A 17,265-nucleotide genomic window follows, 5' to 3' on the forward strand; every position below is an offset into this window, starting at 1 on the left:
ATCCGGAATTCTCATTTCTCTTTTTTAACACGATTTCCTATATTTTCCTTTTCAGGTACGTCCCGATTTCCCGACAATTATTTATTCCCATTTTAAGACCTTATTTCCCATTTTAAACCCTTAATCCCCATAAATCCGATTTCTTTTTAACGATAAACATATAATTTTGAGAAATATGGCAGAAAATGCAGCAATAAAGAAAATAGTCCTTTCCGCGCTCGTCCTTGCAGTTGTCCTCTCTTCCTTTTATGTCCTGGACTTCAAGGCGGCACGGAGCGAGACCCTAGCTAACTCCGTCGTAAGTGCCTACTCCACAGGCGACCCACAAATTGACTTTCCGGGAAGGATCTACCTCTATGTCGAAGGCGACGATTTCATATTAAAATCCCTAACTGAAAGCCTCGGGGATGAACTGGAAAAATCAGGGGTGGAAGTTTTGGTTGTAGATAGTATGGAGGAAAAATATGATTCCCAGACTCTGCTGGTTAATGTAACCGAATCCGAAGGGCTCTATACACCTGTTTACGCTTCTTCGGACTTGAATATCCTGTTCTTCTATACTTCCACAGGAGAGGACACAAAATATTTTGAACAATTCAAAGAAGGAAATGTAACTGTAGCCTTTGTAAACACTGGCTCTCAGGAAGGGGAAAAACTGGTACGGGGAGATCTGGAATTGCAGGACTCAACAAAAGGGATTGTCTCGCAAAAAGCCCACAGGATGCACCTGGCTGAAGAAGCTGCAAGGAAAACAGTAGAACAACTCCAGCAGCAAATCAGCGTTTTTCCCTGATGTACAGGATGCAAAATTAAGGAATAAATTTTACAGGGGCATTTATTTCAGCCTCTTGCACCAGATGTTCATATCCTCAAATCCCCTTTCGATCCTGCAGTTGTTCACAAGCCTGCCTGTGTAGGCATAGCCCTGGGAAGCAAAGGCTGCGTTGATGCCAGGAGACGAAGCCCTGCAAAGGGTATAAGAACTCAGGAAGTTTCGATATGAAAGTTCTTTTTCCAGGGCTATGATAAGCTCTTTTATCAGCCCTTTTCCCCTTTCTGAAGGAACTGTCAGGCAGTCGGTTATTTCAGCACTCCCGGTTTCGGAGTCCATTTCTGCCGAGGCAAGGCTCACGATTTCCCCTTGCTTTTCCACAAGGAGGTAAAGGACATCGGAATCCATGGTTTTTAGCAGGTAGCTTTCCATGTGCAGGGGAGTGGGATAGAATTGAAATCCCTGACTGTAAAGGGTTGCCATTGTGGAGGCATCGGCCTGGACTGCGGGCCTGAGCGTGTACTCTTCCGGAAGCCGGATTTTCTCATTTTGTTTTATGCAGCCCCCTTTTTTCAGGGAGTCTCCTAATTTATGTGGGTTTTTTCCCTCTCCTCTGCTCTTCCTCAGGCAATTTTTGATTACCTGGTCTTCTTTTTCCTTATGAAAGGAAATTCCCCTGGAGTTTTTAGGATAGCTTGAGAAAATATGGCAGTCTTTTCCGGCGTAGTATCCCCTGATGGTCCCTTCCTCCGCATATCCGCAGGTTTTGGGCTCGTGTCCTTTTTCCGGAGGAGTGTATACGATTATTTTACCCATTTCTTCTGCTTCGGCAAGGGCTTCGAGGGTCCCGGAGATTTCTTCAAAAAGCCCGGTAAAATCCATGACTTTAATTCTTCTATTGTAGTAATCAATTACAAGTTCAGCCCTTGCCCCGGGCATCTTCAACTCTGCTTTTTTCCAGTAGTCGGGGAGTTCTTCTTTAATCTCAAGCGTTAAGGGAACGTTTTTTTCCGCAGTAACTCCTCCTTAAGTTTTTAAACACATTTTGTGCATTCGGAACACCGGGTTTTCCGGGTTTTTCCTTCAAAACCGCTGTTTTCTTTCAAGGCCTTCGGGTTCGAGGGATATGATATCGTTTTCTTCGTCGCAGAGTTTTGCAAGGCCCGTATCACTTTTAAGCCCGGGGTGCTTATCGCAGATTGAACATTTTTGCTGGCACACCGCAGAGTATTCTGCAGGTTCCGAGTACATGCAGATCACCCCTTCGTAATTCCTGAGGGTGACCCCATTGTCCGAATTTGAGATAAGGTAATTGGGCCCGACAGGGATTTTTCCTCCCCCACCCGGGGCATCGACCACAAAAGTAGGGACAGCAAGCCCCGAGGTATGCCCCCTGAGCATCTCTATGATCTCTATGCCCCTTGCAACCGATGTCCTGAAATGTTCCAGCCCGAAGGAAAGGTCGCACTGGTAGAGGTAGTAAGGTCTGGTCCTTATTTTCAGGAGTTCGTGGCAGAGTTTTTTGATTATCGTAGGGCAGTCGTTTACTCCCCTGAGAAGTACGGACTGGTTGCCCAGGGGAATTCCGGCACGTGAAAGCATATTCATTGCTTTTTTAGCTTCAGGAGTGATCTCTTTTGGGTGGTTGAAGTGGGTGTTGAGCCAGACCGAAGGGTATTTCCCAAGGATTTCGCATAGTTCCGGGGTTATGCGCTGGGGAAGGGTTACAGGAGCCCTTGTGCCTATCCTTACAATATCCACATGGGGAATATCAAAAAGTTCCCTTAAGAGCCAGTCCAGCCTCTCATCGGAAACAAGCAGGGCGTCTCCCCCCGAAAGCAGGACATCCCTTATTTCAGGGTGCTCCCTGACGTACTCGATCCCCTCCCTGATTACCTTTTCAGAATAATCATATTCCCTGTTGCCGACCCTGCGCTTGCGGGTGCAGTGCCTGCAGTACATCCCGCAGCGGTTTGAGATCAGAAAAAGCACCCTGTCCGGATACCTGTGGGTTATGCAGCTCCCCTCCGAAGGGGAGTCACTGTCCTCACAGAGAGGATCTTCAAGTTCCCCGGAAGATTTTTGAAGTTCGGCTGAAAGGGGCACGGCCTGCATCCGAATGGGACATTCCGGGTCTTCAGGATCAATAAGAGAAGCGTAATAAGGAGATATCGCCATGGGAAATACTTCAAGAGCTTTTTTTATGTCTTCTTTTTCAGGCTCCGAGAGCGGGATCAATTTTTCAAGCTCTTCCACGGTCGTAATTCTGTGCCTGTACTGCCATTTCCAGTCTGAAAATTCTTCATTAGATGCGTTAAAACAGTCTTTAATTTTAGATATCACGTTCAACCCTCGTGAAAGCTGGAAGAAAAATTAAGGGACCGAGGTCCAGAAGATAGCAAATGGAATCCTGCTTAGCAAATGAAATCCGATCTTTTCCAGCTTATTTGAAGAAAAATGCGTCATAAATTAGACAACATTAAGATTTAATACATATATTAAATACTTATTGTCTAAAGAAGTTTTAATAAATCTCCTTTTTTAAAAATAATTCATAATACGCTCTATTTATTTGACACTGTTTCTGATTTTACGCTTTCCTGCCCGTTTATACTCATTTAAAACTACAGTTCTTCTGGCATTCTCGATTTTACATCCTCTTAGGGGATTATATGCGCATAAAAAGGAAGAAAAACAATTACTTCTTTTATTAGCAGTATCAGGGGAATAATAATGCGTTCTGAAGTTTTTAAAAGCTAGAATATCCTTTTAATTTCCCAATAGAGCAGATTTAAATTTTTAAGGGCTAAAAATAGATTTTAATGCCCAATAATCCAATTTTACCCTTATTTTTGAATATAATCCGCATAAATTATTTTATTGTATAGGGCCATCCTCGGTTCACGCCAATGAAATTTATATTAATTGAAAAGTCAATCTACAATTGATGTCATCTCTGCTTCTGAGGGACCTCCTGATAATTTTCGGGCTTTCGATCCCTGTGGTCTTTACTTTCTCCAGACTGAGGATTGCTCCGCTTGTGGGCTTTTTACTTGCAGGTATCCTTGCCGGACCTTTTGGGTTCGGGTTGATTCAAGAGAGCGGGGAAATCGAGATGCTGGCTGAGATAGGGGTTGTGCTCCTGCTCTTTACCATAGGGATAGAGTTTTCCCTGCGCGACCTCCTGAAGCTCCGGCGCATTGTACTCCTGGGGGGCGGGCTTCAGCTTTCAATTACCACTCTTGTTGTTGCGTTCATTACCTTCTTGCTGGGGAGTTCCAGGGAAACTTCTATTTTTATGGGGCTGCTGGTGGCACTGAGCAGCACGGCAATTGTCCTTAAAATCCTGCAGGAAAAGGGAGAAATCTACAGTGCCCACGGGAGAACTTCACTGGGAATCCTGATTTTCCAGGACGTGGCAGCAGTGGTAATTATCCTCCTGACCCCACTACTAGCAGGCGTTCCGGGAGAAGAAAACGGCTTTTTCGAGCTTATCCTGCAGGCCCTGGGGCTTGTCCTGTTTACCCTTCTCAGCGCCAGGTATTTGGTTCCTTTTATTATGCACCAGGTGGCACGGACGCGCAACAGTGAACTTTTCCTCCTGAGCGTGGTGGTAATAGGGCTCTCCGTTGCCTGGCTGACCTCCATGGCAGGGCTTTCCCTTGCCCTCGGGGCTTTTCTGGCAGGGCTGATCATTTCCGAGTCAGAGTATGCTACCCAGGCTCTTGGAAACGTGATCCCCTTCAGGGACATGTTCATGAGCATCTTTTTTATATCCATAGGGATGCTGCTTGACCTGGACATCCTGAGGCAGCACTTATTCCTGATCCTGGCTGTCACTTTTGCGGTGCTACTTCTCAAGGCTCTTGTAAATGCCCTGAGCACCTTCATTATCGGTTTTCCCCTGAATACGATGATTCTGGTAGGCTTTTCCCTTGCCCAGGTGGGGGAGTTTTCCCTGATCCTTGCGAATGTTGGTTTTGCAAACGGACTCCTTTCCGCGGAAATCTATCAGGAGTTCCTGAACGTGGCAGTACTTTCTATGGCGCTTACCCCTTTCATCATGGGAATGGGACATCAGGCTGCAGCTTTCGCCCAGAGGCTTTCCCTTCCTCAGGTACTGAAATCCGGCCGGTACAGGGAGTTTGTGGAGTCCGGCCTGGAAAAAAGGTTTGAAAACCACCTGGTCATAATAGGCTACGGAGTCAACGGGAAAAACGTTGCGACCGCTGCCCGAGCAGCTTTGATTCCCTACAAAATAATCGATATCAACCCGGATACCGTAAGAAAGGAAAAGTCAAAAGGAGAACCTATTATGTACGGGGACGCAGCCCAGAAAGCCGTGCTGGAACATGCGGACATCAGGGCTGCAAAATCAGTTGTTGTGACTGCAGGAGACCCTATAAGTGCAAAGCGGATCATTGAAACGGCAAGGAGGCTGAATCCGGAGATCCATATTATTGCAAGAACCCACTTCCTGAGCGAACTCGATCGGTTTTATGCTCTGGGCGCTGATGAGGTCATCTCGGACGAGTTTGAAAGCTCCATAGAACTCTTTTCCCGGGTGCTTCACAAGTACATGGTTCCTTACAGTGAGATTGAAACTATGGGTGAGCAACTCCGGGCTGACCACTACATGATACTTCGCAGCCCTGAAATGCGCCGGAAAAGTCTCTGTGAACTTTCCCTTGACTTTACGGATGTAGATATCCGAAGCATAAGAGTAGGAAAACATTCCGAAGCTGCAGGACAAAGTCTGGGGGACCTTAATATCCGGAAGAAGTATGGAGTTTCTGTTCTTGCAATATCCAGGAACCACAAACTTATTTATGATCTGGGAGCTGAAACAGAACTTAATCCCGATGATATCCTGCTTGTAATAAGCCCTCCGGAAAGGCTTGAGGAACTCAGAGAGCTTTTTGAAGATAGGATTTGAGAAGGTTCTTTTTTTCGCAAATACTTTCTCTTCCTGTATAATCCCGTACTCCTGTATGATAGAGCAGAAAATCAATTGTTCTTATAAAACTGAAGGAGTAAACCCAGGGATGTTAATCTATTTACTGTAATCTGTTTGCGAATTGATTTCAAACAGGCGTATTACTGCAGGAAATCAGAAAAAGTACAAAGAGGATAATACAAAATATAATTTCAGCATATCTTAAAAAATTATCCTCCATAGTTTTAATAGTGCTCCAATCTTATATAAATTATTTCCACAGTTGGAATTTGAATGCGAAAAACGCTCTAAAACAGGATGAAGCCCTGCAATATAGAGAATGTGCGCAAATAAAAAATAAGATATTGAGCGTGATTTAAGAATATACTGGAAAATATGAACTATTGTTGATGGGCTGCTGAGCAGGTTTTGGACAGCTGAGCAGATTTAAACCTTTGAATTCTTGTCTTTCGGACTTTCAACTTTTTCAATCGGTATTTTTCTGCCCCAATATTTTTTAGTATTTTTGATCGGTTTTGCAATCCTACTTACGATTTTTGAAAAATGCCACAGTCAAAAGAAGTCGGCCCGAATAGATATACTTAAATAAGTTAAACAGTTGACGCGAATAATAGAGCCCACTTAAGAAAGATAATGATCAGGCAATAAATTAAGAGGTTCTTTTATATCTCTTCAGAATACTGAAGAGATTAACTAGTCATATATTAATTTATCTCTACAAGCCCCTGGAACATATGCAGAATTTTGTAATCGGTAAAGCACATAAAAATGATTAATCTGAAAACTGAATAGAGAAAAACCTTTTTTGAAGAGTTTATACCTAACCATCGATGCAGAGTCAATAATTAGATGGATTAATATTACAAATAAGTTAAAATTAGATAGTATCTTTGTAAAAAAAACAAAACATTTTTATATATCTCTACTATCTTATTAATGGTGTCAATGAAATCCAAAATAAGCCACTATTTTGCATCGATGGCGCTACTATCCGGTTTTCTTTTGGCGCTAACAGGTATTGTTTTTGCTCTTTCTGTACATCTTACAAGAAAATCCGATCCTGGGGAAATAGCCATTACTTATGGTTTCATCGGTTTCGGTTTATCCCTGATTCTTACCGGTATCAATCTGATGATAAAACAACCGAAAGAATATCATCTGCATATCGCAGGAACAGGGCTTATCCTTAATTGTGCAGGGATTGTAGCTTTTCTTGCAGTTTACCCCCATGGTTGGGTATACCCGAATGTTACCTATGTAGCAGCTGTATATGCAGCAGGGGTTTGCCTGCTTGCAGGAAATGCCTTTGCAAATACGGTTTTGAATCAGATTGAGGAGAGGGCAAGACAACTTTCTGAGATAGAGTCCGAAAAGATAAAGAGTCACAGTGAAGACGAGATCGAAAAAGAAGTCCAGAAAACACTCGAAAGGTCTCTTACAGAAAAAGATGGTTTTTCGAGATTCAATATGGAGTTAAAAGACGCTGAATATGATTTTATTCTCGGAAAAGGGTTCACAGAGTCGGAAGAGAAAAAGGTCAGTATTCAGGATGAAATTTCAGAAGTTGAGAGCCTGAAGTTTGCCAGTTCCGGAAAGCTGGAAGTTCTCGATGATGGACTTGATTCAGCGTCACTGCTACTTGCCCGGGCTACCAGTACGGCATCAAGCGGCAAAGAAACAAAAGGGATATTCAACAGTAAAATGAAACTTTTCAGGAGACACTAAAAATGGCTAAAGGTCTTGATGTAGGAACCATGAATATCATATGCGCGACCAAAGGAAATGGCTTAATTTCCTTTGCCCAGCAGAGAAACGCATTCCTTGAAATGGAGTCAAACGAACTGACAAAGCAAATGCTTGACAATGGAAAAGTACTGTACACCCATAAGGGCAACAACCTGAATGTGCTCGGAGAAGATGCCTTCAAATTTTCAAATGTGTTTAACAAGCACATCCGAAGGCCCATGAAGCAGGGGATTATAAGCCCTGACGAAAAAGATTCCATTCCTATGATCAAGGTCATCATTGAAAGAGTACTCGGAGTCCCTGATAAGAAAGATGAAATACTGTACGTTTCCGTCCCTGCAAATCCTATAGATAATCAACTCAATGTGCTCTATCATGGAAAAACCGTAGAAGCCCTTGCAAATAAACTAGGATATGTCACCTACCCTATTGATGAGGGGCTTGCAGTCGTGTATTCCGAACTCAGTGACTCCAACTTCACAGGGATCGGTATCAGTGTAGGAGCAGGAATGACAAACGTAACTGTGGCTTACATGGCAACTCCAATTGTTTCTTTCAGCATTGCCCGTGGAGGGGATTGGATCGATGAGCAGGTCGCAACTGCCACAGGCATGGCAAAGGAAAGGATCACTTCAATAAAAGAAACAGATTTCGCACTGGGTTCAGAGTACGAAATCGGAAGTGTCCAGGGAGCAATTGCTGTTTACTACGATGCCCTCCTGACATACGTTCTGCAGCACCTCAAGCGCAAACTCTCGGAGACTGCTCCTCCAGATGCTGAATTCCAGGTCGCAATTGCTGGCGGAAGCACCAGAGCCAGAGGCTTTATGGAAATGTTTGAGAAGAGATTAAAGGAAACTAACCTGCCAATAAGAATTTCAAGTGTCAAGAAAAACAGGATTGTAAGCCCCTCGGGAACAGATTCCAGAGATCCTATCTACGCGATTGCCAGGGGATGCCTGATTGCAGCTCTCTCTAAGGAGGCAAGCCTCGCCCCCTCGCCCGAGCCCTCTCCCGAACCCCACGTCTCAAAATTCTCAGCTCAAAAGCCAGAGCCAGTCGGAATCGCTAACAAGAGCTGAACCTGACTGAAACTTATATCGATAAATTTGAAGAAGGAAAACACCTTCTTCAAATATTATTTCTTCAAACCTCCTTTTCAAACCACTTTTTTAAGATTATTATAGATTTAGTAGAATAAAAGATTTGATGAAATATTCCGGTTTTGCCGGGAATTTCAAGTGTGGAATACATCTAATTCAAATAAGTTACTGCTGTATTGGGCATTTCATTATAAATATATTTAGTCATAGATATTTTTGGTTTGTTTTGTGCTCGAGTTCTATAGTTATTTTTCCAATGGAATCTGTGGTTGCCCCAGATGCATCAATGTGTAAAAACGTAATCTTGAAGTATATTCTACTTGTGTAGAGTCCTTGTTTCTATATGGCTGCTTATCTTTTTAAATATTTGTCCCAGGAAAAAAATTCCCAATATTCCAGAAAAACATCATAAAAAAAATAGAAACGTATATATCTCCTTCTGATAATTTAGATAGTGGATCTCGATGAAATCTAAATTAAACCACTATTCTGCGTCGATGACCCTGCTGTCAGGATTTCTCCTGGCGTTAGCAGGTATTGTTTATGCCCTTTCCGTACATCTTACGAGAAAGTCTGATCCGGGGGAAATAGCCATAACTTATGGTTTCATCGGTTTCGGTTTACCCCTGATCCTTACGGGAATTAACCTGATGATCAAGTACCCGAAGGAATATCACCGGTATGTTGTGGGAACAGGGCTTGCACTCAGCTGGATTGGGGCTGGAGCTTTTCTTACGCTCTATCCCAGAGGATACCCTGCCTGGGGATATCCGAATGTTACCTATGTGGCAATTGCATACGCTTCCGGGATCTGCCTGCTCGCAGGAAATGCCTTTGCAAACACGGTTTTAAACCAGATTGAGGAGAGGGCAAGACAGCTTTTTGAAACCGAAGCTGAAAAGACGAAGGGTTACGGTGAAGATGAGATCGAAAAAGAGGTTCAGAAGACCCTTGAGAGATCTCTCTCAGAAAAAGATGGTTTTTCGACTTTTAACCTGGGGCTGAAAGATTCCGAATATGATTTTATTCTTGGAAAAGCGCTAACCGACTCGGAAGAGAAAAGGGTAGTCATTAAGGATGATATTTCAGAAGTTGAAAGCTTGAAGCTTGCCAGTACCGGAAAGCTTGAAGTTTTCGATGATGGGCTTGATTCTGCATCGCTGCTTCTTGCCAGGGCTATCAGTCCGGACTCCAAGAATAAAAAAAGAAGAGGGATATTCGATAACAAAAAGAAATTTTCCAGGAGGCACAAAAGTGGCTAAAGGACTTGACGTAGGAACCATGAACATTATCTGTGCGATCAAAGGAGACGGGTCGATCTCCTTTACACAACAAAGAAATGCATTTCTTGAGATGGAAGCCAATGACCTTACACGGCACATGCTTGACAATTCCAAAGTTCTGTACACACATAAGGACAACCAGCTAAATGTGCTCGGGGAAGATGCCTTTAAATTTTCCACCGTTTTCAACAAGCATATCCGGAGGCCCATGAAACAGGGGATCATCAGCCCAGATGAGAAAGAATCAATCCCGATGATAAGGGTCATCCTCGAAAGAGTGATCGGAGCTCCAGAAAAAGATGATGAGGTCCTGTACGTTTCTGTCCCTGCAAACCCTGTTGACAACCAGCTAAATGTGCTCTACCACAGCAAGACCGTAGAAGCCCTTGCCAGGAAGCTTGGGTACAATACCTTCCCGATTGATGAAGGGCTTGCAGTCGTGTACTCCGAACTCAGCGACTCAAACTTTACAGGAATAGGGGTCAGTATTGGGGCCGGGATGACAAACGTCACTGTGGCCTACATGGCAACTCCCATAGTCTCCTTCAGTATTGCCCGGGGAGGAGACTGGATCGATGAACAGGTTTCAATTGCCACAGGCATGGCAAAGGAAAGAATCACCTCTATTAAGGAAACGGACTTTTCAATAGGCTCCGAATACGAGATAGGAAGCGTTCAGGGAGCCCTTGCCGTTTACTATGATGCTCTCCTGACATACGTCCTCCAGCACCTCAAACGCAAACTCTCGGAAACCGCCCCCCCTGACGCTGAATTCCAGGTGGCAATTGCCGGAGGAGGTACAAGGGCAAGAGGCTTTGTGGAAATGTTTGAAAGGAGGCTGAAAGAAGCTAACCTCCCGATCAGGATTTCCGGTGTAAAGAAGAGCAAGTTCGTAAACCCCGCAGGTACGGATTCCCGGGACCCAATCTATGCAATCGCCAGAGGATGCCTGATCGCAGCCCTCACAAAAGAAGCAAGCCTTATCCCGGAAGTCCAGGAAAACCAGGCACCCAAATTCCAGGCGACTAAAGCCCATGGCAAGGCAGCAGTGGCTGTCGGGTCTGGAGGCGGGGACTGAACAGGATTAAATTTTCAGAGAATTTTAGAGAATTTAGAGAATTTCCCAGAATTCTCAGAGTAATGTGTTTTGAGGGGCCAAACCCCTTCTCATTCCCTTTTTATTCGGTCTTTCATTTTTCATTTTTCATTCTTTTTTCAGCTCTCCTTAAAATTATCTAATTATTCTCCTCTCATTTTGTGCGCCGCAAGCAGCTTGAGCCCTCTGTGTGCAGATAAAAAAGAAATTACTACCGCCCTGAAATTTGATACCCGAATATCAACCATGTAGCAGGGGACGACCAATAAATCCAGAAACGTTTAAATAATGTAATATCATATTTACCATATGTAAAGTGTATAGTACATTTTGTATATTTTAATTTACAATATGTCTCTAAACTTTTACTCCAAGATGACCAGTATTAAGAACAAGTATAATGGGAAATATATAAGGAGATTTTACAGATGAAGTTGAAGCAATTTCAAATATTTTTATTCCTTATTGTAATGTTCATGGGAGCGGTTTTAAGTTATGCTTTTTCAATAAGCAATCCGGTACTAGCCGCAGGCGTTTTCTTCGCAGGCGCAGCTGCTATATATTTATGCAAAAGCAGAGTGAAAGGTGTTGTTGAAGACGAGCGTGTTCACCAGGTCGGCCAGAAGGCTTCGTATGTTACTCTCCGGATAGTTACACTGGGTCTTGCTATTGGGGGTGCAGTTCTGATAGCCACGAGAGATCTCTACCCCGGCTACACAGATCTCGGTTTCGTCATGGCATACGCCAGTTGTGGTGTTCTTGTGCTTTATTCCCTTTTTTACAGACACTACAACAAAGAATACGGGGGTTGAGATGAAGAATAATATTAAAGTTTACAGGGCAATTCATGACCTTACTCAGGAAGGCCTGGCTGAGAAAGTCGGGGTAACAAGACAGACAATACACGCTATTGAGAAAGGAAAGTATGACCCCTCTCTTGAGCTTGCTTTCAAGCTTGCCAGGCTTTTTGACGCAAGAATTGAAGATATCTTTCTCTATGAGATCAGGGAGATTGATAGTAGAGAGGATTGAGATCTGCTCTGAAAAAGAGATATCCCTTAACTTCTTTAATCAAAGTTGCGCTGGCGCACCCCGTAGCAAGCTAGCGGGGTATTCGACTGAAAATAATCTTAAAATTTAGGGGACATTTATTCGATGAAAAATAGCTATTAAGGGTGTTGATGGGTGAATAACCGCATATAAATCTTTTTTCCAAAATCTGAAAGTTGGATTTCTTAATAGAAGTAGTAATAATTATTCTCGTATGTATTGCCTGAGTTTCCATTAAGTTTTTCATAAAAAAGACTTTATCAAATATTTTTCAGCTAAACTTAGCTTTCCCGGGCTCCTCCGCGCAAATAAACCTGAAGTAAAAGAGTATATGATTATGATTTTATTTTTTGTAAAACCACTATCTAGTAAAGAAGTGAAATTTCAGCACGTAAGCTAATTTTCTTAAATAGGATTTAAAGCCGATGCATCCGGAAAATCAATATTAGTTTATAAATAAATTTATAAGGAATGAGCATTTAGTTAAACACAGCTGTCTGTTTCTAAGATATTGGTTTGAAAACCGGTATATACAAAGCAATGGTAGACAGGTAACAGGCAAATAAAAACAGCTACCGAAACAAGAAGACCAGCAGGAGTAAAATATATGATGCAATCTTTTATTGTAGAACATTACCTTAGCAAAGCTGTAGATGTTTACTGTGGCGGGCCAGATATTTTCAGGGGAACTGTAGAAGCCTGTGCCGATAATGTCCTTACACTCAATAATGATGGAAAACTTACACATATAGCCATTGATAAGATTATAGCTATGTGGGCTCAATAATCTAACAACGTTATATTTTAAAACCATTATATTATTGGAAATGACAGGGGAAGAAAAAGGGCATTATTGATCTATTTCTAAACCCTTTTACAGCTAGATAATTCTTTGGACTGATGGAGGAACTTAAGCTTTTTATTCTTCATATAGAGGATGAAAGCTGCTCCTTATTCAGCAGGACCAAAATTAGATATGGGAAATACCCTGAGGTGCAAAAAATGCAGTCTTTTATAGTGGAACATCATCTCGGAGAAGTTGTAGACGTCTACTGCGGGGAGCCTGATATTTTTAACGGAAAGGTGGAAGCCTGCGCAGACAATGTACTCACTCTTGGAAAAAACGGAAGATACACGCACATAGCAATTGATAAGATCATAGCTATCTGGCGCGCGTAATAAAGGATAAAGAGTGTGATCGAGTCAGATTTTTTTAAATAAAGAGCTGTCAAATAAAAATATATTGAATTGGAGAAGTCCCAAAGTGGGATACTTCATCCTTTCATCACTTTTTTACAAAACGCCCATAAGTTCTTTGCAGTTTATATTTTGATACAGCTTTTTGCATGGGAGGCAATGAACTCTCTCATGAGTTTTGCTCCGAGCATGGCTGTCTGTCCGGAATCATATTCAGGGGCAATTTCAACTACATCGAAAGCCATTGAGTAAGGAGCAAGAGTCCTTATTGCAGTTCTGACGTCCCGGGCACTGAGGCCAAAAGGCTCAGGTGTACCGAGACCCGGGGCGTAAGCAGGATCTATTGCATCCATATCAAGAGAAAGATAGAGCTGGCTACAGTCCAGACATTCAATTGCTTCTTTGAGGACTTCGACCATGCCTATGGATTCAACATCATCCGCAGTGTAATATTTCAGGTTATTTTCCCTGGCAAAAACCCATTCTTCTTCCGGGCCGCTCCTTATGCCTATAGAAACAAGATTCTTCGTGACCTGGTCGAGAATATTCCGGGATACACATGCATGGTTATTCTTGAATCCCCTGTACTCCTCCCTGAGGTCAAAGTGGGCGTCAAGGATAAGGACTCCGAAATCATCTCCTGCGAACTCGGCACACGCCTTAACCGTCGAATAAGTCAGGGAATGTTCTCCACCAAGCATTATTGGAAGCTTTCCGTCATTCAGTAAACCTTTTACATCTTCGTAAAGATCCCGTAGGGTCTCGTCAACCAGGGCTGATGTTTCCAGGTTTCCTGCATCATAAATAGGAAGGTCCACAAGATCGATGTCAAATGTCGGGTTATAACTCTCAAAATTTGCAGAAACCTGCCTCATCGCGTCCGGAGCCCAGCGGCTGCCTGCGCGGTACGAGGAGGTGTTGTCAAAGGGTACGCCGAAAATAACATAACGTGCAGAATCATAGTCTGCAAGAGCATCTATAAAGGAATTGGGCAAAAACATACTCTTACCTGATGTAAATTGTTTACTTAAAAAAGAAACTCAGGTTATTAACCTGAGTTTTCACCTGCTTTTCAGAGACTTATGTCCTTATATCGAGTTTGACCTTTCCGAGGGCTGTGATATAAGAAATCTCTTCGCCCTCTTTTACCTTTTCCTTGTATTCCTCAGGGATTACAATCTCAAAGGTCGAAAAGTCTCCCAGATCCATGAGCTGGGCGATTTCGCCAACGATTGAGATTACCTGTGCACTTTTTCGCTCTACAATCGGAACATAGACTTTGTTTGCAACTGAACCAATGTAGGAGCGCTTCTGACCGTCAAAAAGACCAATTGTCTCGATTCTTGCCTTTGCGGCTCCATGTTTCCCTGGTTTGGATTTTGTAATGCTCTTTATGATACATGCTTCGTCGTCAACGATTACGTACTTCCCTTCTTTGAGCTCCTTAACTTCAACCTGCTGTTTCATAACAATTCTCCCTTACGTTTTAGATATGTATATCAATAAGTTGTAAGCGCCATACCGGATTTGCTGGCAAATTTTCCAGTGCCAATTCCGGCGAAGTGGTATAAAAAGGCTTATCTAATTTTTAAGCTTGTATACCCTTTTATCTCAATAAGTTATAAGCGCCATACCGGATTTGCGGAAAATTTTTCCAGTGCCAATTCCGGTGAAGTGGTATAAGATGGCTGTTCTAATTTTTAAGCCTGTCTACCCTTTTATCCATACTTTGCTTACTTGCTCTGTATAGAAAAACTGGAAAGTAATTACTACCTGAATGCATGTACAATCTCACAGGTAGAGAACTAATACGATTAATTATCCTAGAGTATATAACGCTTATGCGAGATTTTGTTTTTCCGGGAGTAATTTCAGAGAAAACTTTCAAAATAACTGGATAACTCCATTAATTTGAACGGAATCTTCGAGATAATAGGTAAAATTTGACTGTTCAAGTCAATTACCCGCTAAATCTAAAGATTTAACGGGTTTCCTGCGGAGGTGTTATGAACTCCGGATGAACCCTGTTCCTGCGGAATTTGCAATACATACAAAAGTCCGTAGCCTTTTTCAGTTTTCCTTTAACATCCGAATCCAAGTTCTCTCAGTTTTTCCTGAGAGGGCACTCCCTCCGTATCCCAGCCGCGATACCGGTAATACTCCTGAAGAGCAACTTCAAACTCCTGCCTGGGAATTCCATCTGCTCTTTCATCGCTGCCAGCTTCGAAAAACCTCTCAGGAAGGGCATCATCTTTCCGTGTAAAACCCGCTCTCAGGTTGTAAATTTTCTCCAGATTCCAGATTCTTTCTCCTGCTTTCAGGAGTTCCGCAGGAGATACTTCCATCCCGACCCCCGAATGCAGAAGGGCTGAACAGAGTTCTTCATTAATGGCAAAAATCGAAAACGGACAGAACACAAGGGAATCCAGCACAGCAGTCAGGTTTTCAAAGACCTGCAGAATTCCAGCTTTTCCTTTGAGGCTGAAGCGGTCAAGGAGCAGAGGCTTTCCAAGAACTTCGGGTCCGACCATAAAGGCTGTAAAGTAATCTCCCCCATGGCAGGAGGTAGCGTAAGCAAGGGCCTGCCCTCGGATTCCCCGGGGATCAAAACCCCCGAGTTCGAGACCCTTTACATCCATACTAAGATATGCTCTCTTCCGGGCTGAGAAATACTTTCTAGCTCCATTTCCGGGTTCACTCCCTTCCCCGATTGCTTCAAGAAGAGTTTCAAGTTCCCTGACATCTATTTTCCCGGATTTGAGTTCCGCACAGGCGCCGAGTACGGAACCTGCAGAGATAGGGTCAAGCCCGTAATCCTTACAGATTCTGTCTGCCCTGAGCACCGAATCGAAGTCCTGGTTTTCAAGATTGAATCCGAAAGCCCACAGGGAATCGTAGTCAGGAAGAACCTGCCCTGTTTTCATTATCCTTCGTTTACAACCCAGGGGACAGGCAGGACAGCTTTCTTTCTCAAGCTCGAAGCTGGTTTTGAGATATTCCCCTGAAAACAGGTCCGCAAAAGTAGTTCCTCTTCCGGAAAAGTTTTTGCAGGGGATGAGGTCCATATAATCCAGAAGTTTTACAAATGCAGGAGTACCGTAGTTTGCAAGCCCTTTGGAGAGCACGGGGTTTGCTTCAAAAAGCTTTAGCATCTTTGTTTCAAGGTCTTTGAACTTTTCAGGACTGGCTGGCAAAAACTCTTTTTCCCCTTTTACAACCACTGCCTTCAGCAGCTTTGAGCCTGCAACCGCCCCCAGGCCTCCCCTTCCACTGTGGATGGAATCAATGACAAAAGAAGAAATCAGAACTTCTTTTTCTCCTGCCCTACCTATGCAGGCGACGCTTCCTTTACTCTTCAGGGCCTCTGTGCCTGCTTCGGTGTTTTTTCCCCAAAGCTGATCTGCCTGCACAATTTTTATCTCTTCCCCCCTTACCTCCACAAAGGAAGGTTTTTTTGCCTTTCCGGTAATGACCAGAGCATCAATCCCGGCTTTTTTAAGTTCTCTCCCGAAGCCCCCACCCATGTTCCAGCTAAATATTGTGCCTGTTAGAGGTGACTTCGATGTAAGAACTGCCCCTGAAGCCATCGGAGCAAGGCCTGTAAGCGGCCCGGTAGTGAAAATCAGGGGGTTTTCAGGGCTAAGAGGGTTAATACCAGGATCTGCAAGCTCGGAAAGTAACTTTACTCCAAGTCCCCTGCCTCCCAGGTACATACGGATTAATTTTTCATCGGTACCGGTGACGGTAACTGCTTCGGAACTAAGGTCTATAGATACTGTTTTTCCTGTCCAGCGAACCATATCAATCCCTTTTTATGCCTCTTTAAATTCTACTTTTTTTGACTTAGTTCTGATGTTTTTTCAACCGGATTTCAAGTTAGAATTCCTGTTTCGATTCTTTTTCGATTCATTTTCATTCATTAATTCATTCATTCATTCATTCATTCATTCATTCATTCATTAATTCCAGATTCTGTCCTTTCCCTTTAAGTCTTGTAACCACTCTATAGAAATATTTGCCTTAAAGCCTTCCTATTGAGAGATAATTTTTAATCAGGACCT

Annotated in this window: 15 protein-coding genes; 10 read left to right on the forward strand and 5 right to left on the reverse strand. The window is 43.1% G+C overall.

All coding sequences use genetic code 11. The features are described 5' to 3' along the window. The first annotated feature begins 175 nt into the window (after positions 1 to 175). Positions 176 to 793 carry a hypothetical protein gene (locus EO95_RS09060; protein WP_048134028.1) on the forward strand — a complete coding sequence of 206 codons (618 nt, stop codon included), beginning with the start codon at positions 176 to 178 and terminating at the stop codon, positions 791 to 793. A gap of 42 nt (positions 794 to 835) precedes the next feature. On the opposite strand, the gene ablB is transcribed toward EO95_RS09060, so the two are convergent. Continuing rightward, positions 836 to 1,711 carry a putative beta-lysine N-acetyltransferase gene (ablB, locus tag EO95_RS09065; protein ID WP_048134202.1) on the reverse strand — a complete coding sequence of 292 codons (876 nt, stop codon included), beginning with the start codon at positions 1,709 to 1,711 and terminating at the stop codon, positions 836 to 838. A 144-nt stretch (positions 1,712 to 1,855) separates the two neighbouring features. Further along, positions 1,856 to 3,115 carry a lysine 2,3-aminomutase gene (gene ablA / locus EO95_RS09070; RefSeq protein ID WP_048134030.1) on the reverse strand — a complete coding sequence of 420 codons (1,260 nt, stop codon included), beginning with the start codon at positions 3,113 to 3,115 and terminating at the stop codon, positions 1,856 to 1,858. Between the two features lie 604 nt (positions 3,116 to 3,719). Here ablA and EO95_RS09075 point away from each other — a divergent pair. From EO95_RS09075 to EO95_RS18025, 9 genes are all read left to right on the forward strand, one after another. Continuing rightward, positions 3,720 to 5,708: a cation:proton antiporter gene (locus tag EO95_RS09075; RefSeq protein ID WP_048134032.1), complete on the forward strand. Its 1,989-nt coding sequence runs from the start codon at positions 3,720 to 3,722 to the stop codon at positions 5,706 to 5,708. Between the two features lie 957 nt (positions 5,709 to 6,665). Then, complete coding sequence (locus EO95_RS09080; protein WP_156164026.1) at positions 6,666 to 7,454, forward strand: hypothetical protein; 789 nt, start codon at positions 6,666 to 6,668, stop codon at positions 7,452 to 7,454. Between the two features lie 2 nt (positions 7,455 to 7,456). Continuing rightward, positions 7,457 to 8,557, forward strand: coding sequence for a cell division protein FtsA (locus tag EO95_RS09085; RefSeq protein ID WP_048134036.1), 1,101 nt, complete (start codon positions 7,457 to 7,459; stop codon positions 8,555 to 8,557). 485 nt (positions 8,558 to 9,042) lie between these two features. Further along, a complete protein-coding gene (locus EO95_RS09090; RefSeq protein ID WP_156164027.1) occupies positions 9,043 to 9,840 on the forward strand; it encodes a hypothetical protein in 798 nt (265 codons plus the stop codon). Further along, positions 9,833 to 10,939, forward strand: coding sequence for a rod shape-determining protein (locus EO95_RS09095; RefSeq protein ID WP_048134040.1), 1,107 nt, complete (start codon positions 9,833 to 9,835; stop codon positions 10,937 to 10,939). Before EO95_RS09090 ends, EO95_RS09095 begins: the two co-directional genes overlap by 8 nt. Before the next feature lie 446 nt (positions 10,940 to 11,385). Continuing rightward, positions 11,386 to 11,769, forward strand: coding sequence for a DUF2178 domain-containing protein (locus EO95_RS09100; protein WP_048134042.1), 384 nt, complete (start codon positions 11,386 to 11,388; stop codon positions 11,767 to 11,769). 1 nt (position 11,770) lies between these two features. After that, positions 11,771 to 11,989, forward strand: a complete 219-nt coding sequence (locus tag EO95_RS09105) for a helix-turn-helix transcriptional regulator (protein ID WP_048134044.1) — start codon at positions 11,771 to 11,773, stop codon at positions 11,987 to 11,989. A gap of 625 nt (positions 11,990 to 12,614) precedes the next feature. Further along, positions 12,615 to 12,794 carry an MM0924 family protein gene (locus EO95_RS09110; RefSeq protein WP_048134045.1) on the forward strand — a complete coding sequence of 60 codons (180 nt, stop codon included), beginning with the start codon at positions 12,615 to 12,617 and terminating at the stop codon, positions 12,792 to 12,794. A 215-nt stretch (positions 12,795 to 13,009) separates the two neighbouring features. Then, a complete protein-coding gene (locus tag EO95_RS18025) occupies positions 13,010 to 13,186 on the forward strand; it encodes an MM0924 family protein (RefSeq protein WP_200895026.1) in 177 nt (58 codons plus the stop codon). Positions 13,187 to 13,329: 143 nt separating this feature from the next. Here the strand turns inward: EO95_RS18025 and speB are convergent, their stop codons facing one another. The 3 genes from speB to EO95_RS09130 all read right to left on the reverse strand — a co-directional run bounded on the left by speB (position 13,330) and on the right by EO95_RS09130 (position 17,004). Then, positions 13,330 to 14,205, reverse strand: a complete 876-nt coding sequence (speB, locus tag EO95_RS09120; RefSeq protein ID WP_048134051.1) for an agmatinase — start codon at positions 14,203 to 14,205, stop codon at positions 13,330 to 13,332. Between the two features lie 79 nt (positions 14,206 to 14,284). Then, positions 14,285 to 14,671 (reverse strand): translation initiation factor IF-5A, encoded by a 387-nt coding sequence (locus EO95_RS09125; RefSeq protein ID WP_048134052.1) that lies wholly within the window; start codon positions 14,669 to 14,671, stop codon positions 14,285 to 14,287. A gap of 614 nt (positions 14,672 to 15,285) precedes the next feature. After that, positions 15,286 to 17,004, reverse strand: coding sequence for an aldehyde ferredoxin oxidoreductase family protein (locus EO95_RS09130; protein ID WP_048134053.1), 1,719 nt, complete (start codon positions 17,002 to 17,004; stop codon positions 15,286 to 15,288). Between the last annotated feature and the right edge of the window lie 261 nt (positions 17,005 to 17,265).

Source organism: Methanosarcina sp. 1.H.T.1A.1 (genome assembly GCF_000979295.1).
In the GTDB taxonomy this organism is placed as follows: Archaea; Halobacteriota; Methanosarcinia; order Methanosarcinales; family Methanosarcinaceae; genus Methanosarcina.